This is a genomic window from Roseobacter ponti (assembly GCF_012932215.1).
Lineage (GTDB): Bacteria > Pseudomonadota > Alphaproteobacteria > Rhodobacterales > Rhodobacteraceae > Roseobacter > Roseobacter ponti.
The window spans coordinates 2,853,088-2,869,028 of sequence record NZ_CP048788.1 but is presented as its reverse complement, the minus strand read 5'-3'; the positions used below and the strand labels follow the sequence as shown (position 1 = coordinate 2,869,028).

The following is a 15,941-nucleotide window of genomic DNA, read 5'->3' as shown; positions in this document are numbered from 1 at the left end:
GCCCCGTAATCACTGTCTTTTTCTGAAGTGGAAAATCAATCCTCCGCTTCTTCTCCATCCGGCGGGCCCATCTCAGTGGTCGGAACTTCATCCACATCCACGTCATCCTCGTCCTCATCATCGCTCTGCGATGCAAGGCCGGAAGGTGCGGAAATCTGTGCAATGACAAAGTCGCGGTCGATGGTCGGTTTGGCGCCCTTGGGCAGTTTGACCGCAGAAATCGTGACGCTGTCGCCGATTTCAAGCTCGGAGATATCGATCGTAACGTGATCGGGGATATCGCCAGCAGTCACAATCAGCTCGACTTCGGGGCGAATCATGGTCAGAACGCCGCCCTGCTTGAGACCGGGGCTTTCTTCTTCGCCGTCGACTTCAACCGCGATAAAGAGGTTGATCTGAGTGGTCCGCTTAAGGCGCATGAAATCGATATGCGTCGGCAGATCTTTGACCACGTGGCGCTGAACGTCACGGCAGATCACGCGCACATCGTCATGCCCGTCCACTTTCATGTTGAACAGTGTGGACTTGAACCGGCCTGCGCGCAGTTTCTGAATAAGCGTGTTGAACGGAATGTTAATCGGCAGCGGGTCCGTGTCACCACCAAATACGATACCAGGAACCATGCCGTCGCGGCGTGCCTGACGAGCGGCGCCCTTGCCTGTCCCCGTCCGTTCCTGAGCTTCAAGATCCGGAATTTCTCCAGCCATCTTTGTCTCTCCAATATGTTAGGGCGGGCATCCTCCAAGGCTGTATGCCCGCATGAAGCCGCGCGTATAGACCGGTTTGGCCCGCGTGAAAAGGGGTTTTTCAGCTCCCGTCTCTTGCGGGGGCTGCACGCCCGTGAAAGAGGGGAGCATGGTGTTTCTGAACGATCTGTGGTTGTCGCGCCGCGCGCTTGCGGGCTTTGTCGTCATTGCCGGTGCCTGGGCGTGTTTTTTTGCCCAGATGCCGGTGATCAAGGCGGCAATCGGTGCGTCCGACGGGACCTATGGCTCGGTGGTGCTGCTGGCCTCACTGGGCGCGCTGGCGGCCATGTGGCTGGCACCGCTGGCGCACCGGATCGCGGGCCGGCTGGCCATGCCGGGGGCTGCACTGCTGGTCGCGGCCGGCATGCTGACGGCGGGCGCATCGGGCGGACTTGTGTCTTTTACCATCGGGATGACAGTGGCCTCGGTGGGCTCCGGGATTGTTGATGTGCTGGTCAATGTGCGTGTTTCCGAAGCAGAAGAGCGCCATGGCCGGCCGCTCATGAACCTCAATCATGCGGTCTATGCCTTTGCTTACGCGGGCGCTGCGCTGCTGACAGGTGTGCTGCGTGAGATGTCATTCACGCCGGTTCAGGTTTTCACCGGGTTCACCGTGCTGGTGATCGTGCTTTGTTTTGTCATGACAGGACGCAGAAAGGTCGCCGTGCGCGAGGCGGTGCCTTCGCTTTCACCCGATGGTTTGCCACACGCGCTGGTCTGGCTGGGCGGGGCGCTGGTCCTGGCCGCCTTCCTTGTTGAGGCTTCTGCCGAAGGGTGGTCGGCACTGCATCTGGAGCGGACGCTGGGCGGCGGGCCGGCGCAGGGCGCACTGGGGCCTGCGATCCTCGGGCTGACAATGGGCATCGGGCGGCTCGCCGGGCACTTTTTGTCCGCGCGCCTGCCGGAACTGCGGCTGATGGCGGCGGCCGCCCTGACGGCGGCTCTCGGTCTCTTCATTGCAGGGGCCGCACCGGGTCTTGTTGTCGCCTACGTCGGGTTCGGACTGACCGGTCTGGGGGTCTCCGTCGTGGCCCCGCTGGCTCTCGCCCTCGTCGGTCGGCTTGTTGATCCGCAGGACCGGCTTGCCGCGATCAGCCGGGCCTCAGTGATGGGGTACGGTGCCTTTTTCGTGGGGCCGCCACTCATGGGTCTCACATCCGAGATGCTGGGTCTGCGCGCAGGTTTTTTTGTGGTTGGCGGCGTCATGGTTTTTGCCGCACTGGTGCTGGTGCCGTCGCTGTCGCGCGCGGTTACGGCGCGGTCCGGTCTTCGCCGCGCCTGAGCTGACCACCGGCGTCGATGATCTGCTGATAGAGCGCAAACTCCGCCGCACGAGCCTCGCGCAGCTTTGCTTCCGTGATCTGATCCAGAGGTGCAGGAATATCGGGTGAGACATTGCGCTGCTCAGGGGCGACAGGGTCCTTGAGGCGCCTGCTCAGAAACGCCAGAAACTGCGGCTGATCTTCCCAGGCGAATACGTGATCCGCCACCAGCCGGCCTTTGCCGTTTGTCAGAAAGGCAAACTGGCTGCCGACGCGGGCAAATTCGGGCGGGTCGTCTGAAATCACCGCACAGATGAATTCATCGAAACTCAATCCGCGTGTGGACTGCGGCGCGCCGTCTCTGGCCTCGCGCATGCGGTAGCGATACCAGCTGCGCAGCTGGTCAACCGGTTCGCGCATGACCGCAACGCTGTCCGGGGCGACCCGGAATGTTTCCTTCAGAAACGGGCGGACACGGGCCTGATAACGTTGTGCAGTCACATGTTTTCGCCCGCGCGCGAAAACGATGTCGGCACGGGAGCGCAAAGCCGTTTCGACAGCCGTCGAGCCGGTTTTGGGCGTGGCAAGATAGGCGAGGCGTTCGGCCAGAAAAATCAGCATGACGGCACCGTAGCGCCACGAGTTACTTCTGCCAACGCCCTTCGAAGTCTTCCGGAATCAGCAGGTTATGGCGCCCCAGATCCGCGACCTTAGTCTCACCACAAAGCGCCATTGTCGTGTCGAGCTCCTTGTGAATGATCTCAAGAGCTTTCGTGACACCCTTCTGACCCATCGCACCGAGTCCGTAGATGAAAGCACGCCCGATGTAGGTGCCTTTTGCCCCCATCGCCAGCGCCTTGAGCACGTCCTGACCTGACCGGATTCCGCCATCGAGATGCACTTCGACCTTGTCGCCAACGGCATCAAGGATCGATGGCAGCATCCGGATGGAGCTGAGCGCGCCGTCAAGCTGGCGGCCACCGTGGTTGGAGACGATGATCGCATCTGCACCGGTTCTGGCAGCCATTTTCGCGTCTTCGGCATCAAGAATGCCCTTGATGATGATCTTGCCGCCCCATTCTTCTTTCAGCTTTGCGACCTTGTTCCAGTCGAGTGACGGATCAAAGGATTCCGCAGCCCATGCACTCAGCGATGTCGGGTCGGAAATGCCGTCCACATGGCCGACAATATTGCCGAATTCGCGGCGTTTGGCGGTCATCATCTCGATGCCCCAGGACCACTTCGTGGCAAGGTTTGCGATTGATTTCATGGTTAGTTTCGGCGGGGCAGACAGTCCGTTTTTAAGGTCTTTGTGCCGCTGGCCCAGGATCTGCAGATCCAGCGTCAGTACCAGCGCGGAGCATTTTGCGTCTTTCGCACGCTGGATCAGCCGGCTGATGTAGTCGGTATCGCGCATCATATAAAGCTGAAACCAGAACGGTTTGTTGGTGAACCCCGCCACATCCTCGATCGAGTTAATCGACATGGTGCTCAGGGTGAACGGCACGCCGAATTTTTCTGCTGCCCAGGCCGCCTTCATCTCACCATCTGCGTGCTGCATCCCGGTGATCCCGACGGGAGCCAGTGCAACGGGCATAGAAACCTCTTCGCCGATCATGGTGCCTGTGGTGGACCTGCCTGTCATATCGACGGCGACGCGCTGGCGCAGCCGGATTTTCTCAAAGTCGCTCGTGTTTTCGCGAAAGGTCTGCTCCGTCCAGCTTCCCGATTCGGTGTAATCAAAGAACATTCGCGGGACGCGCCGTTCATAAATCCGCTTCAGATCATTAATGTTGGTGATGGTAGGCATGACGAACCTTCATTTTGGTAAATTTTAGTTACCAATTCGGCGAGCAAAGATCAATCTGGCATTTTACGGAAGGCAGATCTTGTTTGGTGCGATATTGAACTATATATCGTACGATATCGCACCAGAAAGGATTTCAAATGACACTTTCAAGACGAAAAGCTCTGACCGTAATCGGCGGTGGAACGGTTCTCGCCGCGACGGCATCAGCTGCCGGATTTCTGACGAGCAGGACGCCGCATGATGCGCTTGCGCCGTGGGAGGCTGCCGGAAGTTACGGCGATCCGCGGCTGAATGCGCTCAGCTTCGCGCTGCTTGCACCGAACCCACACAATCTGCAGCCATGGATCGTTGCTCTTGAGGGGAAGGATGCGGTCACGCTCTGGCGCGACACTGCCAGGGCGTTGCCCCGGACCGATCCGGATGACCGCCAGATCATCATCGGCATGGGCTGTTTTCTGGAACAGATGGTTCTTGCGGCGGGGGCGGCAGGATATTCCGTTGACCTCAACCTCTGGCCCGACGGTGATCAGGGCCCGATCGCTCAGGCGGTCTTCACCGGTGGGGCAGAGGCTGATCCGCTGGCTGGTCAGATCATGCAGCGACGCTCCTGCAAAGAGCCGTTTGAACCGGCGCCGGTGCCCGCGGTTTTTGCAAATGAGCTGGAGCTCTACGCCGATATCTATACCGACGCGGGCATGGTGGAAGCGTTGAAAACGCTGACATGGCAGGCGTGGATGACTGAAGCGGAAACACCGCGAACGCTGCAGGAATCGGTAGATCTCATGCGGTTCGGCAAATCTGAAATTAACGCGAACCCGGATGGCATTGATCTCGGCGGCCCGTTTCTGGAAAGCCTGATGCTGGCAGGAGTGGTGAGCCGCCGGGTGCAGTCCGACACGCAGAGCGCAGGGTTCCGTCAGGGCGTTGAAATTTATCGTGAAATGCTGCACGCAACACCTGCTTATGCCGCTCTGACGTCTCCGGCCAACACCCGTGCGGACCAGATTGAAGCCGGCCGTCGCTGGTTGCGGCTTAATCTGAAGTGCACCGAGCTCGGGCTCGCCCTGCATCCGGTCAGCCAGTGCCTTCAGGAATTCGCCGAAATGAAGCCGCACTATGACCGGGCACACAGTTTGCTGAGCACGGGCGGTAAAACGGTTCAAATGCTCGGCCGACTGGGCTACGGTCCCCGAACGCCACGCACCCCGCGCTGGCCCCTTGAGGCGAAACTAATGAATGGCTGACGACCCCGGCGCGCTCTTCTTTGAGGTGTTCAATGAGATCGGAATAATCGAACAGCTCAGCCGCACCCTGCTCGAAGCGCGGCTGCCTGAAGGTCTGATCGCCCCTCATTTTGCAGTGATCAGCCACCTGGTCCGTCGTGGTGACGGACGCCCGCCAATTGAAATCGCGCGGGCGTTTCAGGTTCCGAAAACCTCAATGACCCACACGATCAAAGGGCTCGAAGGGCACGGCCTGGTCGAAGTGCGGCCCAATCCGGACGACGGAAGATCAAAACTTGTGTGGCTCACCCCGGAAGGTCGCAGCCTGCGATCGGATGTTGTCACCACGCTCGCGCCTGACCTTCACCGACTTGAGCGCGGGTTTGATGTCACACGTCTGAGTGCGGTCCTGCCGGTGCTCAGAGATCTGCGGATATTTCTCGATGACGACAGAAATCACCCTGTGCGGCATTCCGGATCATACTGAATGCGCAGCATCCGTCAGGGATCTGACAAAGCTGAGCACGCTCTCGGTGCTGTCACCTGCGGTAATCCGGCTGACAATTGCGGAGCCAACCACGACGCCGTCGGCAACTTCTGCGATGGCTCTGGACTTCTCCGGTGTATTCACACCGAAGCCGACCACAACGGGAAGCCCTCCCTCATCGCGGATCCGCGCAACCTCAGGGCCTACATCCTTCGCCTCGGCTTCCGCTGACCCGGTGATGCCGGTGATTGACACGTAATAGACAAATCCTGAGGTGTTCTGAAGCACGCGTGGCAGGCGTTTGTCGTCCGTTGTCGGTGTCGCCAGGCGGATGAAATTCAACCCGGCGGCCTGCGCGGGCAGGCAGAGTTCAGCATCCTCCTCCGGCGGCAGATCCACAATGATCAGACCGTCAATGCCGGCGTCATTTGCCTCGTGCAGAAAGCGTTCCACGCCGCGGCTGTAAATCGGATTGTAATACCCCATCAGCACGATTGGCGTTTTCTGGTCCGTCTCCCGGAAAGCGCGTGCAAGGCCGAGCGTTTTCTCAAGGGTCATGCCGGCCTCAAGCGCCTGTTGTCCCGCAAGCTGGATGGTCGGTCCGTCAGCCATCGGATCCGTGAACGGCAGGCCGAGTTCAATGATGTCCACTCCGGCGCCAGGCAGACCTTTCACGATTTCAAGCGACTGATCATATCCCGGGTGCCCGGCCATCACATAGGCGACAAAGGCTTTTCGGCCTTCGCGGGCAAGATCTGCGAATGTATCGTCAATCCGGGTCATTGTCTCAGCCTTTGCGCAGAATGTTTGCGCCGGCATGCCTAAAAAAAGGCCGGAAATCAATGCATCAAAGAGCGCGATTTCTCCTGTGCCGCACGGGGTGCGCGTAAATCATGTTTTTCCCCGTTAAAATCCGTTGGTCAGCCCCTATATTCACGTCATGAATTATTTGCTTGCGATACTGCTGCCCCCGCTTTCGATCCTGTTAACAGGCCGCCCGATCGTTGCGATTCTGACATTTCTGATCTGGATCCCTGCGCTGTTTTTTTCCGGCGGGTTGACGCACCCGATGTTTATACTGCTTGCCTGGGCTTTAATATTTCATGCCCGCGAAGACCGCAGATCCCGCTGACACTTGTCTTGGCCCGCTGCCGGCACTAAGAGCAACCGGCATCATAAAAGGACAGCGTCATGGGTTTTAAAATGGGAATTGTGGGACTGCCCAATGTCGGCAAATCCACACTTTTTAACGCGTTGACGCGGACAGCCTCGGCGCAGGCCGCGAATTTTCCGTTCTGCACGATAGAACCCAACGTGGGCGAGGTTGCCGTGCCAGACGCGCGGCTTAATCGCCTTGCCGGAATTGCTAATTCCAGGCAGATTATTCCGACGCGTATGACCTTTGTGGATATTGCGGGACTGGTGAAGGGGGCATCGCAGGGAGAAGGCCTGGGAAACCAGTTTCTGGCCAATATTCGTGAAGTCGACGCAATTGCGCATGTCCTTCGGTGTTTCGAAGACGGTGATGTTACTCACGTTGAGGGGCGGGTTGATCCGGTGGCCGATGCCGAAACTATCGACACAGAACTGATGCTCGCGGATATAGAAAGCATCGAAAAGCGTTTGCAAAATATTGTGCGCAAAGTTCGCGGCGGAGACAAAGAGGCCGTCCAGCAGGAAAGGCTGATGAAAGCAGCTCTTGAAGCTCTTGAAGACGGGCGTCCCGCGCGCGTAGTGGAGGTGGATGAGGAGGACGCGAAAGCCTGGCGGATGCTGCAACTGCTGAGCACGAAACCGGTCCTTTACGTCTGTAACGTTGGTGAAGACGATGCAGCTGATGGTAACGCGTTGTCAGCACGGGTCGCAGAGCTGGCCGCGCAGCAGGGAAATGCTCACGTTGTGATCTCTGCCCGCATTGAGGAAGAAATCAGCCAGCTGGAGCCGGAAGAGGCCTCGCTCTTTCTGGAGGAAATGGGACTCTCCGAAGCCGGCCTCGACCGGTTGATCCGCGCCGGTTATGAACTTCTGCATCTTGAGACATACTTTACTGTCGGGCCAAAAGAAGCACGGGCCTGGACGATAAGATCAGGCACGACGGCGCCCCGTGCCGCGGGCGTGATCCACGGTGACTTTGAAAAAGGTTTTATTCGTGCGGAGACCGTTGCATACGAAGAGTTTGTTTCACACGGCGGAGAAGCGGCTGCAAAGGAAGCAGGAAAAATGCGGTCGGAAGGAAAATCCTACATCGTCAAAGACGGGGACGTGCTGCATTTTCTCTTCAACACCTGAAGCTGTGCCCGAAGTGCAACGTGCATTTGTGCAAGCTGGTCTCTTAATGTCTTACGAAATGTGACAGTTTTTCTATGGGCATCATGCGCCGACATTTTTTTTAGTGATGATCAGGCGGCAGAGGACTGATCGAATTCACCCGTGTCCTTCGGTTCGACCGGTACGTCCGATGCACCGGCGATTCGGAAGGATGACACAATGCGGGCGAGTTTTCCGGCTTCTTCAGTAAGGGACTGGCTTGCCGCGGTGGTTTCTTCAAACATGGCCGCGTTTTGCTGAGTTGTCTGATCCAGCTGTTCGACGGCTGTGTTGATCTCCCCGATACCGCCCGACTGTTCTTTTGCAGAAACCGCTATTTCGGAGACATTCTTTGAGACGTTTGTTATGCCTTCCAGAATCGCGGAGAGGGCCCGGTTGGTCTGGTCAATCAGTGAAACGCCTTTCTCGACATGATCGGTTGACTGGCTGATTAGCGTGCCGATCTGAAGAGCCGCCTCTGAACACCGGTGAGCCAGTATGCGAACCTCAGACGCAACTACTGCAAAACCGCGACCTGCTTCTCCGGCACGCGCCGCTTCCACACCGGCGTTGAGCGCGAGCAGATTGGTTTGAAATGCGATTGAATCGATAACTTCGACAATCTTGGAAATATCGCGGGAAGATTCTTCGATTTCGCTCATCGCTGAAACAGCATCCTGCATAACTGTGCGGCTCGCTTCCGTATCGCGTTTTACGGCTTCAACCGTTGAAGACGCATCGGACGCGCCTTCCGCTGCGGAAGAAACACTGCTGGTCATCTGACTGAGGGCCGCAGCAGTTTCCTCCAGTGTTGCGGCAGAGTTTTCTGTGCGGCGGGACAGATCCAGAGACGAGACGGCAATTTCCGCACTGCTGGAATCGATCACTTCAGCGCTCAGTCCAATGCGTCCGATGAGATCCGCAAGATTGCCCACCGCTTCATTGTAGTCCTGCCTCAAGGTTTCATACTCACCCGGAAATTCGGTTGCGATTGTGTGCGTAAGATCTCCGACGGAGAGGCTTTTGAGGCTGGACGCGAGTTGAGAGACGACAACTTCCTGCTCTTGGGCTCGCGCCTCGCGCTCTTCTTCTGTCGCACGGCGAAGCTTTTCCTCGCGCGCACGCTCCTTTTCTTCCCGTTCGCGCTCTTCTGCCTCGCGCCGTTCTTTCGCCTTTTGTTCGGCGATCTCCGCGTCGCGTTTCAGCTTTTCTGACTCCCGCTCCGCTTCTATCAGTTCTGTCTGGCGCGCCTTTTCCTCTTCCTGCATCCGCTGACGTTCAAGCGATCCTTCACGAAAAACCTGAAGAGCGCTCGTCAGTTTCCCGATCTCGCCCCTGTAACGATCAGTGCCGACGATTTCTGAAAGGTCACCGGCAGCGAGCCGTTCAGTAATGACGGTCACCCGGTTCAGAGGTCTCGTCACCATAAGCCATACGAAAACCGGTGCAGCCAGTACAATCAGCAGGCTGAGCAATCCGATCTGTTGCATGCGCTTCCGGGCGTTGGAAACTTCACCGTTCAGCCGGTCTGCCGCAAGCTCAATCTGCGTTTGCGACGCGCTCGCGAATTCGCTGACGGCAACCGCGATGTCACGTACGGTCGCGGCGGCGGCGGTCGTTGCTTCCGCAGCATTTCTTTGCGCATCAAATGCGGATGCACGAATCGCTGATATACCGGTTCCGGGATCAGCAACTGAGAGAATAGCATCGAGGTGTACTGCAATATCAGGGCTGACCTTCGATTTAGCTTCTGTGAGGCGCTGACCTGCGGACTGCAATTCTGCCTCCCTGAGGCTCAGTTCATAGGGATCTCTGGCCAGTGCTGATTGCATCGCCGCAGCGAAAAATGACTTGGTTGCGGCATCTACGGCAGCCTGATCCCTGATCTGGGTAACCTGGTCGTCCATCAGCGCTTGTATCGCTGACGCATTTTCTTCCTTTGCAGACTCGCTGTTAATCACAAAATCGAAGTAAAGACTGTCGAGGGCCGACGAAAGTGCAGCATCCACACTCTGACGTTGCGACAGGGTCTCAGCGGTTCCAACACCACGCCCGCGAGATTTAATTATATTGCTGAAAAAATCATTGGACGCCGTCAGTGTTCCGGTAAGTTCCGGCATGGTACCGGCGTCGTCAATCTGTGCGGCAAAGATGCTCAGGCGCTCTGATGCGGCACTTCCCAGATCCTGCAGAATGGTCATCATGGCTGCGTCGCGCGTCTGGAGGATACTCAGCGCAATACCGGACAACAGATTAACTTCTGAACGTGCGCCCAGAGCTGCCTGAAAAATCACAAAGTCTTTCTCAATGAGTTGCGTCAGAGTGGCGTCGATGCTGCTGATCGTATTTTCCCCTCCGATCACCAGGTCAAAATAGGCGTCATCAGTTGCAGTGGTCAGAAGTGCCGTCGCTTCATTTGCCAGTTCCAGCGCGGATTGCACAGCGGTGGCGACCCCTTCGGCACTGCGGAATTCTTCCCCCCGCGCGACCGTGAGCGTTTTAAGCGCCGCTGCAACCCTGTCGATCCTGCCTGTCAGCGCAGTCTGCTGCTCGGACCCGAAGGCCTCTGCCGCTGTTCGGATGTCTTCGAGGATGAGCGACGTTTTGAACGCAAGCTTATCCAGATCTTCTGGCTCAGACGCGATCAGAATATCGGACAGAACAGCACGCAGCCGGTCAGTTACCGAGACGACCCCGGCGCTGTCACGCAGTTCGGGCAGGCGTTCTTCTGACAGAACAGCCATGTTCGTCGCAATAGACTGAAACACCATCCAGCCGATCACGATTGCCGCCGCCGTCATCGCAGCCAGTGAACCGAAAATCAGAAGCAGTCTGACCAGAACCGAACCAAAAAAATCTGAAAGAGTGCTGCGCATTTTGACCTCAGTTAAATCTGTTCTGACGCTCTGACCGCTTCAGTCGGTAAAGCTGTTCAGGTGCCCGCAGTTCAGCGGGCACCCGGAGATAGTTCTTGTCAGCTGCCGGGGCGCATTGCGGTGAACGAGCCGTCCGCCTCAATGCGCGTGAGAAAGACGTCGTCAGAACCCTGATTGTCACCCGGGCCGAACGTCATAACCATTCCACCCATGTCCACGGTCCCAAGAGAACTCATCGCTGCCATGAAGGACTCCCGGGTGAGATCCCGACCGGCTTTGCGCAAACCTTCGACCGTCAGGCGACCGGCAACATAACCTTCAAGCGAAACAAAGCCCGGTTCGGCTGTGCCGTCGAGGGCTGTCAGAGCGGCCTGGTATTCTGCGACTACAGGCAGGTTACTGTCCCAGGGCTGGGGGACTACCTGACTGATGATCACGCCGTCACCATCCGCACCCAGTTCGGCCGCCAGTGCCTTTGAGCCGACGAAAGAGATCGTCACAAAGGTCACATCCATTTTCATCTTGCGCGAAAGTTTTACGAATTCTGCCAGCGGCTTATAAGCTCCGACCATGACAACGGCCTGCGGTTTAGCCTTGCGGATTTCAAGAAGCGCCGATTTTACAGCGACGGTATTACGGGTATAGCTGCCTTCAGCAACCAGAGACATGCCCCGCGCTTCCAGTGCCTTAGTCACACCTGACAGGCCGACACGGCCAAAACCGTCATCCTGATAAAGAATAGCGATGTCGGTCAGGCCTTCGACATCGACCAGATGATCAATCCACGCCTGCGTCTCTGCGTCATAGGTGGCGCGGACATTGACGACGTTTGACAATTCAGGCGCACGCAGAAATCCGGCACCTGTAAAAGGCGCGATCATGGGCATCCCTGCTTCGGTGGCAATCGGCTGAGTGGCTTTGGTCGTCGGCGTGCCAACGGGCCCGACGAGTGCCAGATAGTTACCGCTGCCGATGACTGATCTCGTTTCGGTAATCGAGCGGTCCGGCTCATAACCGTCATCAATGCTGGTCAGCGAAATCATACGTCCGTTGATGCCACCGGCACGGTTGGCTTCTTCAAAGGCAGCCATCATGCCCTGGCGCATGCCGGTCCCCAGCGCGCCGGCGGGGCCGTCCATGGCCGCGACCTGGGCGAGATTGATGGTATCGTCTGTGACGCCCTGCCCGGCGGCGAGAGGGCCGGCCACAACAAGGGCTGCAGCGAAAGCTGACATACGCGTTAAACTGAACATTTGTGAGAATCCCGGATACTGTTGAAACTGCACCCTGTTAGCCCGTCAGTCTTGAAAAAAGATTTAACGTCTCAGGGGTCGCTGAGGTGCATCTGACCATGGGCATTGCCGGATGTCGCCAGGTTAGTCTGGTGAGAAATCAGAAACCTTCTATAATTCAGTGGGTTAAAGGTCGATCTGAGTGCGGCAGGACAGCGCGCAAAAGGGTATGCCGTCCTGCAGAAAGATCGTAATGTCTGTATTTCGCAGTCACGCGACGACGGATGACGCACTTAAGAGCGGTCTGTCTCACCCGTCTGACTGTTCCTGCAGGCGGTCAGCTTTTTTGCGCACCAGAACCGAACGCAGGTCGTGCATGGCCAGTAAAAGCTCATCGGTTATGGCCTCGAGCTCTTCGGGTTCCGCCTTTGACTGTGCCCACTGGGCCGTCAGGTTCAGGTGGTCGATCGCTCTGCGGATATCATCGAGATCCCGAGCGGCAAGAATATCGCGACGCTCTGCCATCCACGATCTGATTTGGTCGAGATCGCCCTCGGAAAGCTCACGGTTGCCCTGCGGGCGGATCTCACCGTTGCGGATGTTGGCGACGGCGATCTGGTCCATATCAATGCGGCGCTGGCGGTTGCCGGTATCGACCCGAAAGACTGCTGCACCGTTCTCGCGCACCCGGAAGTAGTATTCTGGCAGGTCGCCGCTCATGCCTCGCTCCTCAGTCCGTCAAGCCTTCACAGAAGGTCTGGATGCGTGTGCAGGCCTCTTTCAGCGCTGCGTCCGAGGTCGCATAGCTCACCCGGAAATTGGGACTCAGGCCAAAGGCTGCACCAAAAACGACGGCAACACCGGCTTCTTCCAGAAGGGCGCCTGCAAAGGCTTCGTCGTCAGCGATCTTTGCGCCACCGTCCGAGGTTTTGCCGATCAGACCGGCAATCGAGGGATAGACGTAAAATGCACCTTCTGGCTTCGGGCAGGTTACCCCGTCGATGGCACTCAGCATCTCAACCACCAGATTGCGGCGGCGCACAAACATCTCATTGTTCGATGCGATATACTCCTGTGGGCCATTCAGCGCTTCGACCGCGGCCCACTGGCTGACAGAGCACGGATTTGACGTGCTCTGCGACTGGATTTTGCGCATGGCGCCGATGAGCTTCTCAGGACCCGCGGCATATCCGATCCGCCAGCCGGTCATCGCATAGGCCTTGGACACGCCGTTCACCGTCAGCGTCCTGTCATAAAGGTCGGGCTCCACCTCTGCCGGTGTGCAGAACTTAAAATCATCATAGGCCAGATGCTCGTACATATCGTCAGTCATCACCCAGACATGCGGATGACGCATCAGCACATCGGTCAGCGCTTTGAGCTCTTCCCGGTCATACCCCGCACCGGTCGGGTTACTGGGTGAGTTAAAAATAAACCATTTGGTCCTTGGCGTAATCGCAGCTTCAAGCGCTTCGGGGGTCAGTTTGAAATCCTGCTCCAGCGTGGCGGTCGCGATGACCGGCTCACCACCGGCCAGCAGTACCATATCCGGATAGCTCACCCAGTAGGGCGCGGGGATCACAACCTCTTCGCCGGGGTTGAGTGTTGCCATCAGTGCATTGTAAAGGATTTGTTTACCACCCGTGCCCACACTGACCTGGGAAGGGGTGTAGGTGAGACCGTTATCGCGTCTGAGTTTATCGCAGATCGCCTGTTTCAGCTCTGGAATTCCGTCGACGGCGGTATATTTGGTTTTACCGGAGTTGATCGCTGCGATTGCCGCGTCTTTGATGTTCTGCGGTGTGTCGAAATCCGGCTCGCCTGCGCCAAGACCGATCACATCCCGTCCGGCGGCTTTGAGCTCGGCGGCTTTTGTGGTCACAGCGATTGTGGGGGACGGTTTGACACGAGCAAGTGTCGCAGAAAGCAATTCCATAGCAGCCTCCGGTTGATAGGACTGAGGCGCATTCATAGGGGGGGACCCCGCCCCGATCAAGCGGGATCGGTACAAAGGAGATTTCAGAATGGATGACGTTCACGACTGGTACGGGCCCGAGACGGCTACTTTTGGCGACAGAGTAGCAGCGGCACGGGAGACGGCCGGTATGAGCCAGAGTGAACTGGCGCGCCGTCTGGGGGTCAAAGTGGCATCGCTGCGCGCCTGGGAAGATGACCTGAGCGAGCCGCGCGCGAATCGTTTGTCGATGATGGCGGGGCTGCTGAATGTCTCTATCATGTGGCTGATCAATGGCGAGGGCGCCGGTCTTGAAGCGCCAGCGGGTGAGGCGGACCTGCCGTCATCTTCACACGAACTGCTCAACGAGATCCGGGAAATCAGGGCGGACATGTCGGCGCGGGTTGAGCAGCTTGGCCGACTTGAGAAGAAACTGCGTCTGACGCTGATGGCTGAGGTTCATGACGGAGCCGCGTGACCATAAGATCCGGCGCCTCAAAATGCGGTCGATGCGCCGCGGCATCAAGGAGATGGACCTGATCCTGCAGCGCTTTGCAGAAGCGAATCTCGACGCCATGAGTGACGCCGATCTGGCCCTCTATGATGCTATGCTCAGCGAGAATGATCATGATCTTTATCAATGGGTTACCGGGCAGGTTGAAACACCGGATACCTACTCTGAAATGATCTCCGGGATCGCGGACCAGCTGCCTCAGGTCAGGTCCTGAAAACGCAAAGCACGCAGTTTTTCCGGATTTTTAACGAAATATTGGCCTTTCCGACTCATTTTCTGATCACACAAAATGAATCGGAGCGTGTTTATGAGTATTCAGGATCAGATCCCGGCACCGCTTGCCGCGTCGGGGCAGACACAAGGCTTTATGGTGAACTACCTTGAGGCCCTGTCGCTTGTCGAGCGGCTGCACCGGCTGCTTCTGGATGTTATCAAAGATGAGTTCGAACGTGTCGGCGTGCTTGAGATCAACGCGGTTCAGGCGCTGTTGCTGTTCAACATCGGCGACCATGAAGTTACCGCCGGTGAGCTGAAGAGCCGCGGTTATTATCAGGGCAGCAACGTCAGCTATAACCTGAAAAAGCTTGTGGATATGGGCTTTATGCACCATCAGCGCTGCGAAATTGACCGCCGGTCCGTGCGCGTGAAGCTCACCGACAAAGGATGCAAAATCCGCGATGTCGTGGCAGCCCTTTTCGCGCGTCACGCGGAAGGCCTTGAAGACAAAGGCGTGCTTGGACCGACAGGTATCGACGACATCACCCGTTCGCTGAAACGCATGGAACGCTACTGGTCTGATCAGATCCGCTACATTTACTGAAGCGCGCCGATGGCCAGCACGCTGAGCTCCCTGAGAAGTTTCTGCGTCATGGCGGCCTGATAATCCTCAAACCCGAGGGCAGTCTGCACAAAAGCCTCCGGCCCGGCGATCACCTCTGCCCTGAAATAGGAGGAGAGCTCGCCGATATCTGACTGACGCCTGTCTCCGTAGGCGGGCGCATCCGCACCGATCACAAGCCCGTTTATCGTTATGTCGCCGGTTGCGACTTTATCCCTTACGTCCCGCGGTCGCGGACCCTGATTGGATTTGCCGTCTCCGGAGATATCAAGCGTTCGCTTCCAGCAGCGGCTCTGGACTGCCAGAACGGTTGCGCCAAACTGCATGGCTGTGCCGAGGGCTGTTCCCGGCGTAGTTACCCGACGTTCCGCCTGCGCAAGGGTAAGGCTGATATCACGAAGGTCATCGTGATCGGTTATCGCGGTCCATGGCACCAGCACCACCTGGTCGTCCGGCCCGCTCCATTCATAAACAAGCAGGGACACGGGCGCGCCGGGCTGCGCCAGAAGGACCTGCATAACCGCAGGGTCATTGAGCGCTGCAACCAGCCCGTCCAGCTGCAACCGGTATTCCCGCAGGTCCACCGACCCCGATACATCGAGCCCGAGCGCCAGTGCCTGCCGGCACTGCGCTGTTGCGCCCTGCGCGAGGCCGCATGACAGGGCGGCTGCAATGATCGCGGCACGCATCCC

General features: G+C 57.8%; 17 protein-coding genes. 8 read left to right on the top strand and 9 right to left on the bottom strand.

Annotation, left to right across the window (positions count from 1 at the left end; genetic code table 11):
- Positions 1-35 precede the first annotated feature (35 nt).
- Positions 36-707 (bottom strand): 50S ribosomal protein L25/general stress protein Ctc, encoded by a 672-nt coding sequence (locus G3256_RS13585; RefSeq protein WP_169641335.1) that lies wholly within the window; start codon positions 705-707, stop codon positions 36-38.
- A 148-nt stretch (positions 708-855) separates the two neighbouring features.
- On the opposite strand from G3256_RS13585, the gene G3256_RS13580 reads away from it, so the two are divergent.
- Complete coding sequence (locus tag G3256_RS13580; RefSeq protein WP_169641334.1) at positions 856-2,028, top strand: MFS transporter; 1,173 nt, start codon at positions 856-858, stop codon at positions 2,026-2,028.
- Here the strand turns inward: G3256_RS13580 and G3256_RS13575 are convergent.
- Positions 1,997-2,629 (bottom strand): sulfotransferase family protein, encoded by a 633-nt coding sequence (locus tag G3256_RS13575; protein WP_169641333.1) that lies wholly within the window; start codon positions 2,627-2,629, stop codon positions 1,997-1,999. The genes G3256_RS13580 and G3256_RS13575 overlap by 32 nt on opposite strands.
- Before the next feature lie 22 nt (positions 2,630-2,651).
- Positions 2,652-3,818 carry an alpha-hydroxy acid oxidase gene (locus G3256_RS13570; protein WP_169641332.1) on the bottom strand — a complete coding sequence of 389 codons (1,167 nt, stop codon included), beginning with the start codon at positions 3,816-3,818 and terminating at the stop codon, positions 2,652-2,654.
- Positions 3,819-3,955: 137 nt separating this feature from the next.
- Here G3256_RS13570 and G3256_RS13565 point away from each other — a divergent pair, with 137 nt between their 5' ends.
- Both G3256_RS13565 and G3256_RS13560 read left to right on the top strand, forming a co-directional pair.
- A complete protein-coding gene (locus tag G3256_RS13565; RefSeq protein WP_169641331.1) occupies positions 3,956-5,062 on the top strand; it encodes an Acg family FMN-binding oxidoreductase in 1,107 nt (368 codons plus the stop codon).
- Entirely contained in the window at positions 5,055-5,528 is a 474-nt protein-coding gene (locus tag G3256_RS13560) for a MarR family winged helix-turn-helix transcriptional regulator (protein WP_169641330.1), read from the top strand. The genes G3256_RS13565 and G3256_RS13560 overlap by 8 nt, the downstream gene beginning before the upstream one ends.
- Here the strand turns inward: G3256_RS13560 and trpA are convergent.
- Positions 5,520-6,311: a tryptophan synthase subunit alpha gene (gene trpA / locus G3256_RS13555; protein ID WP_169641329.1), complete on the bottom strand. Its 792-nt coding sequence runs from the start codon at positions 6,309-6,311 to the stop codon at positions 5,520-5,522. The genes G3256_RS13560 and trpA overlap by 9 nt on opposite strands.
- 157 nt (positions 6,312-6,468) lie before the next feature.
- On the opposite strand from trpA, the gene G3256_RS19240 reads away from it, so the two are divergent.
- Together G3256_RS19240 and ychF are read left to right on the top strand one after the other, a co-directional pair.
- Complete coding sequence (locus tag G3256_RS19240) at positions 6,469-6,660, top strand: hypothetical protein (RefSeq protein ID WP_169641328.1); 192 nt, start codon at positions 6,469-6,471, stop codon at positions 6,658-6,660.
- 59 nt (positions 6,661-6,719) lie between these two features.
- Positions 6,720-7,817: a redox-regulated ATPase YchF gene (gene ychF, locus G3256_RS13545; protein ID WP_169641327.1), complete on the top strand. Its 1,098-nt coding sequence runs from the start codon at positions 6,720-6,722 to the stop codon at positions 7,815-7,817.
- Between the two features lie 110 nt (positions 7,818-7,927).
- On the opposite strand, the gene G3256_RS13540 is transcribed toward ychF, so the two are convergent.
- The 4 genes from G3256_RS13540 to G3256_RS13525 form a co-directional block, all read right to left on the bottom strand.
- Entirely contained in the window at positions 7,928-10,711 is a 2,784-nt protein-coding gene (locus tag G3256_RS13540; RefSeq protein WP_169641326.1) for a methyl-accepting chemotaxis protein, read from the bottom strand.
- A 98-nt stretch (positions 10,712-10,809) separates the two neighbouring features.
- Positions 10,810-11,964 (bottom strand): ABC transporter substrate-binding protein, encoded by a 1,155-nt coding sequence (locus tag G3256_RS13535; protein WP_169641325.1) that lies wholly within the window; start codon positions 11,962-11,964, stop codon positions 10,810-10,812.
- Positions 11,965-12,252: 288 nt separating this feature from the next.
- A complete protein-coding gene (locus G3256_RS13530; RefSeq protein ID WP_169641324.1) occupies positions 12,253-12,663 on the bottom strand; it encodes a hypothetical protein in 411 nt (136 codons plus the stop codon).
- A 10-nt stretch (positions 12,664-12,673) separates the two neighbouring features.
- A complete protein-coding gene (locus tag G3256_RS13525; RefSeq protein ID WP_169641323.1) occupies positions 12,674-13,879 on the bottom strand; it encodes a pyridoxal phosphate-dependent aminotransferase in 1,206 nt (401 codons plus the stop codon).
- Between the two features lie 88 nt (positions 13,880-13,967).
- On the opposite strand from G3256_RS13525, the gene G3256_RS13520 reads away from it, so the two are divergent.
- The 3 genes from G3256_RS13520 to G3256_RS13510 all read left to right on the top strand — a co-directional run bounded on the left by G3256_RS13520 (position 13,968) and on the right by G3256_RS13510 (position 15,231).
- Positions 13,968-14,375 carry a helix-turn-helix domain-containing protein gene (locus G3256_RS13520; RefSeq protein WP_169641322.1) on the top strand — a complete coding sequence of 136 codons (408 nt, stop codon included), beginning with the start codon at positions 13,968-13,970 and terminating at the stop codon, positions 14,373-14,375.
- Positions 14,359-14,625 (top strand): succinate dehydrogenase assembly factor 2, encoded by a 267-nt coding sequence (locus G3256_RS13515; protein WP_169641321.1) that lies wholly within the window; start codon positions 14,359-14,361, stop codon positions 14,623-14,625. Before G3256_RS13520 ends, G3256_RS13515 begins: the two co-directional genes overlap by 17 nt.
- A gap of 93 nt (positions 14,626-14,718) precedes the next feature.
- Entirely contained in the window at positions 14,719-15,231 is a 513-nt protein-coding gene (locus G3256_RS13510; protein ID WP_169641320.1) for a MarR family winged helix-turn-helix transcriptional regulator, read from the top strand.
- Here the strand turns inward: G3256_RS13510 and G3256_RS13505 are convergent.
- Positions 15,225-15,938 carry a DUF1194 domain-containing protein gene (locus tag G3256_RS13505; protein ID WP_169641319.1) on the bottom strand — a complete coding sequence of 238 codons (714 nt, stop codon included), beginning with the start codon at positions 15,936-15,938 and terminating at the stop codon, positions 15,225-15,227. The genes G3256_RS13510 and G3256_RS13505 overlap by 7 nt on opposite strands.
- Positions 15,939-15,941 lie beyond the last annotated feature (3 nt).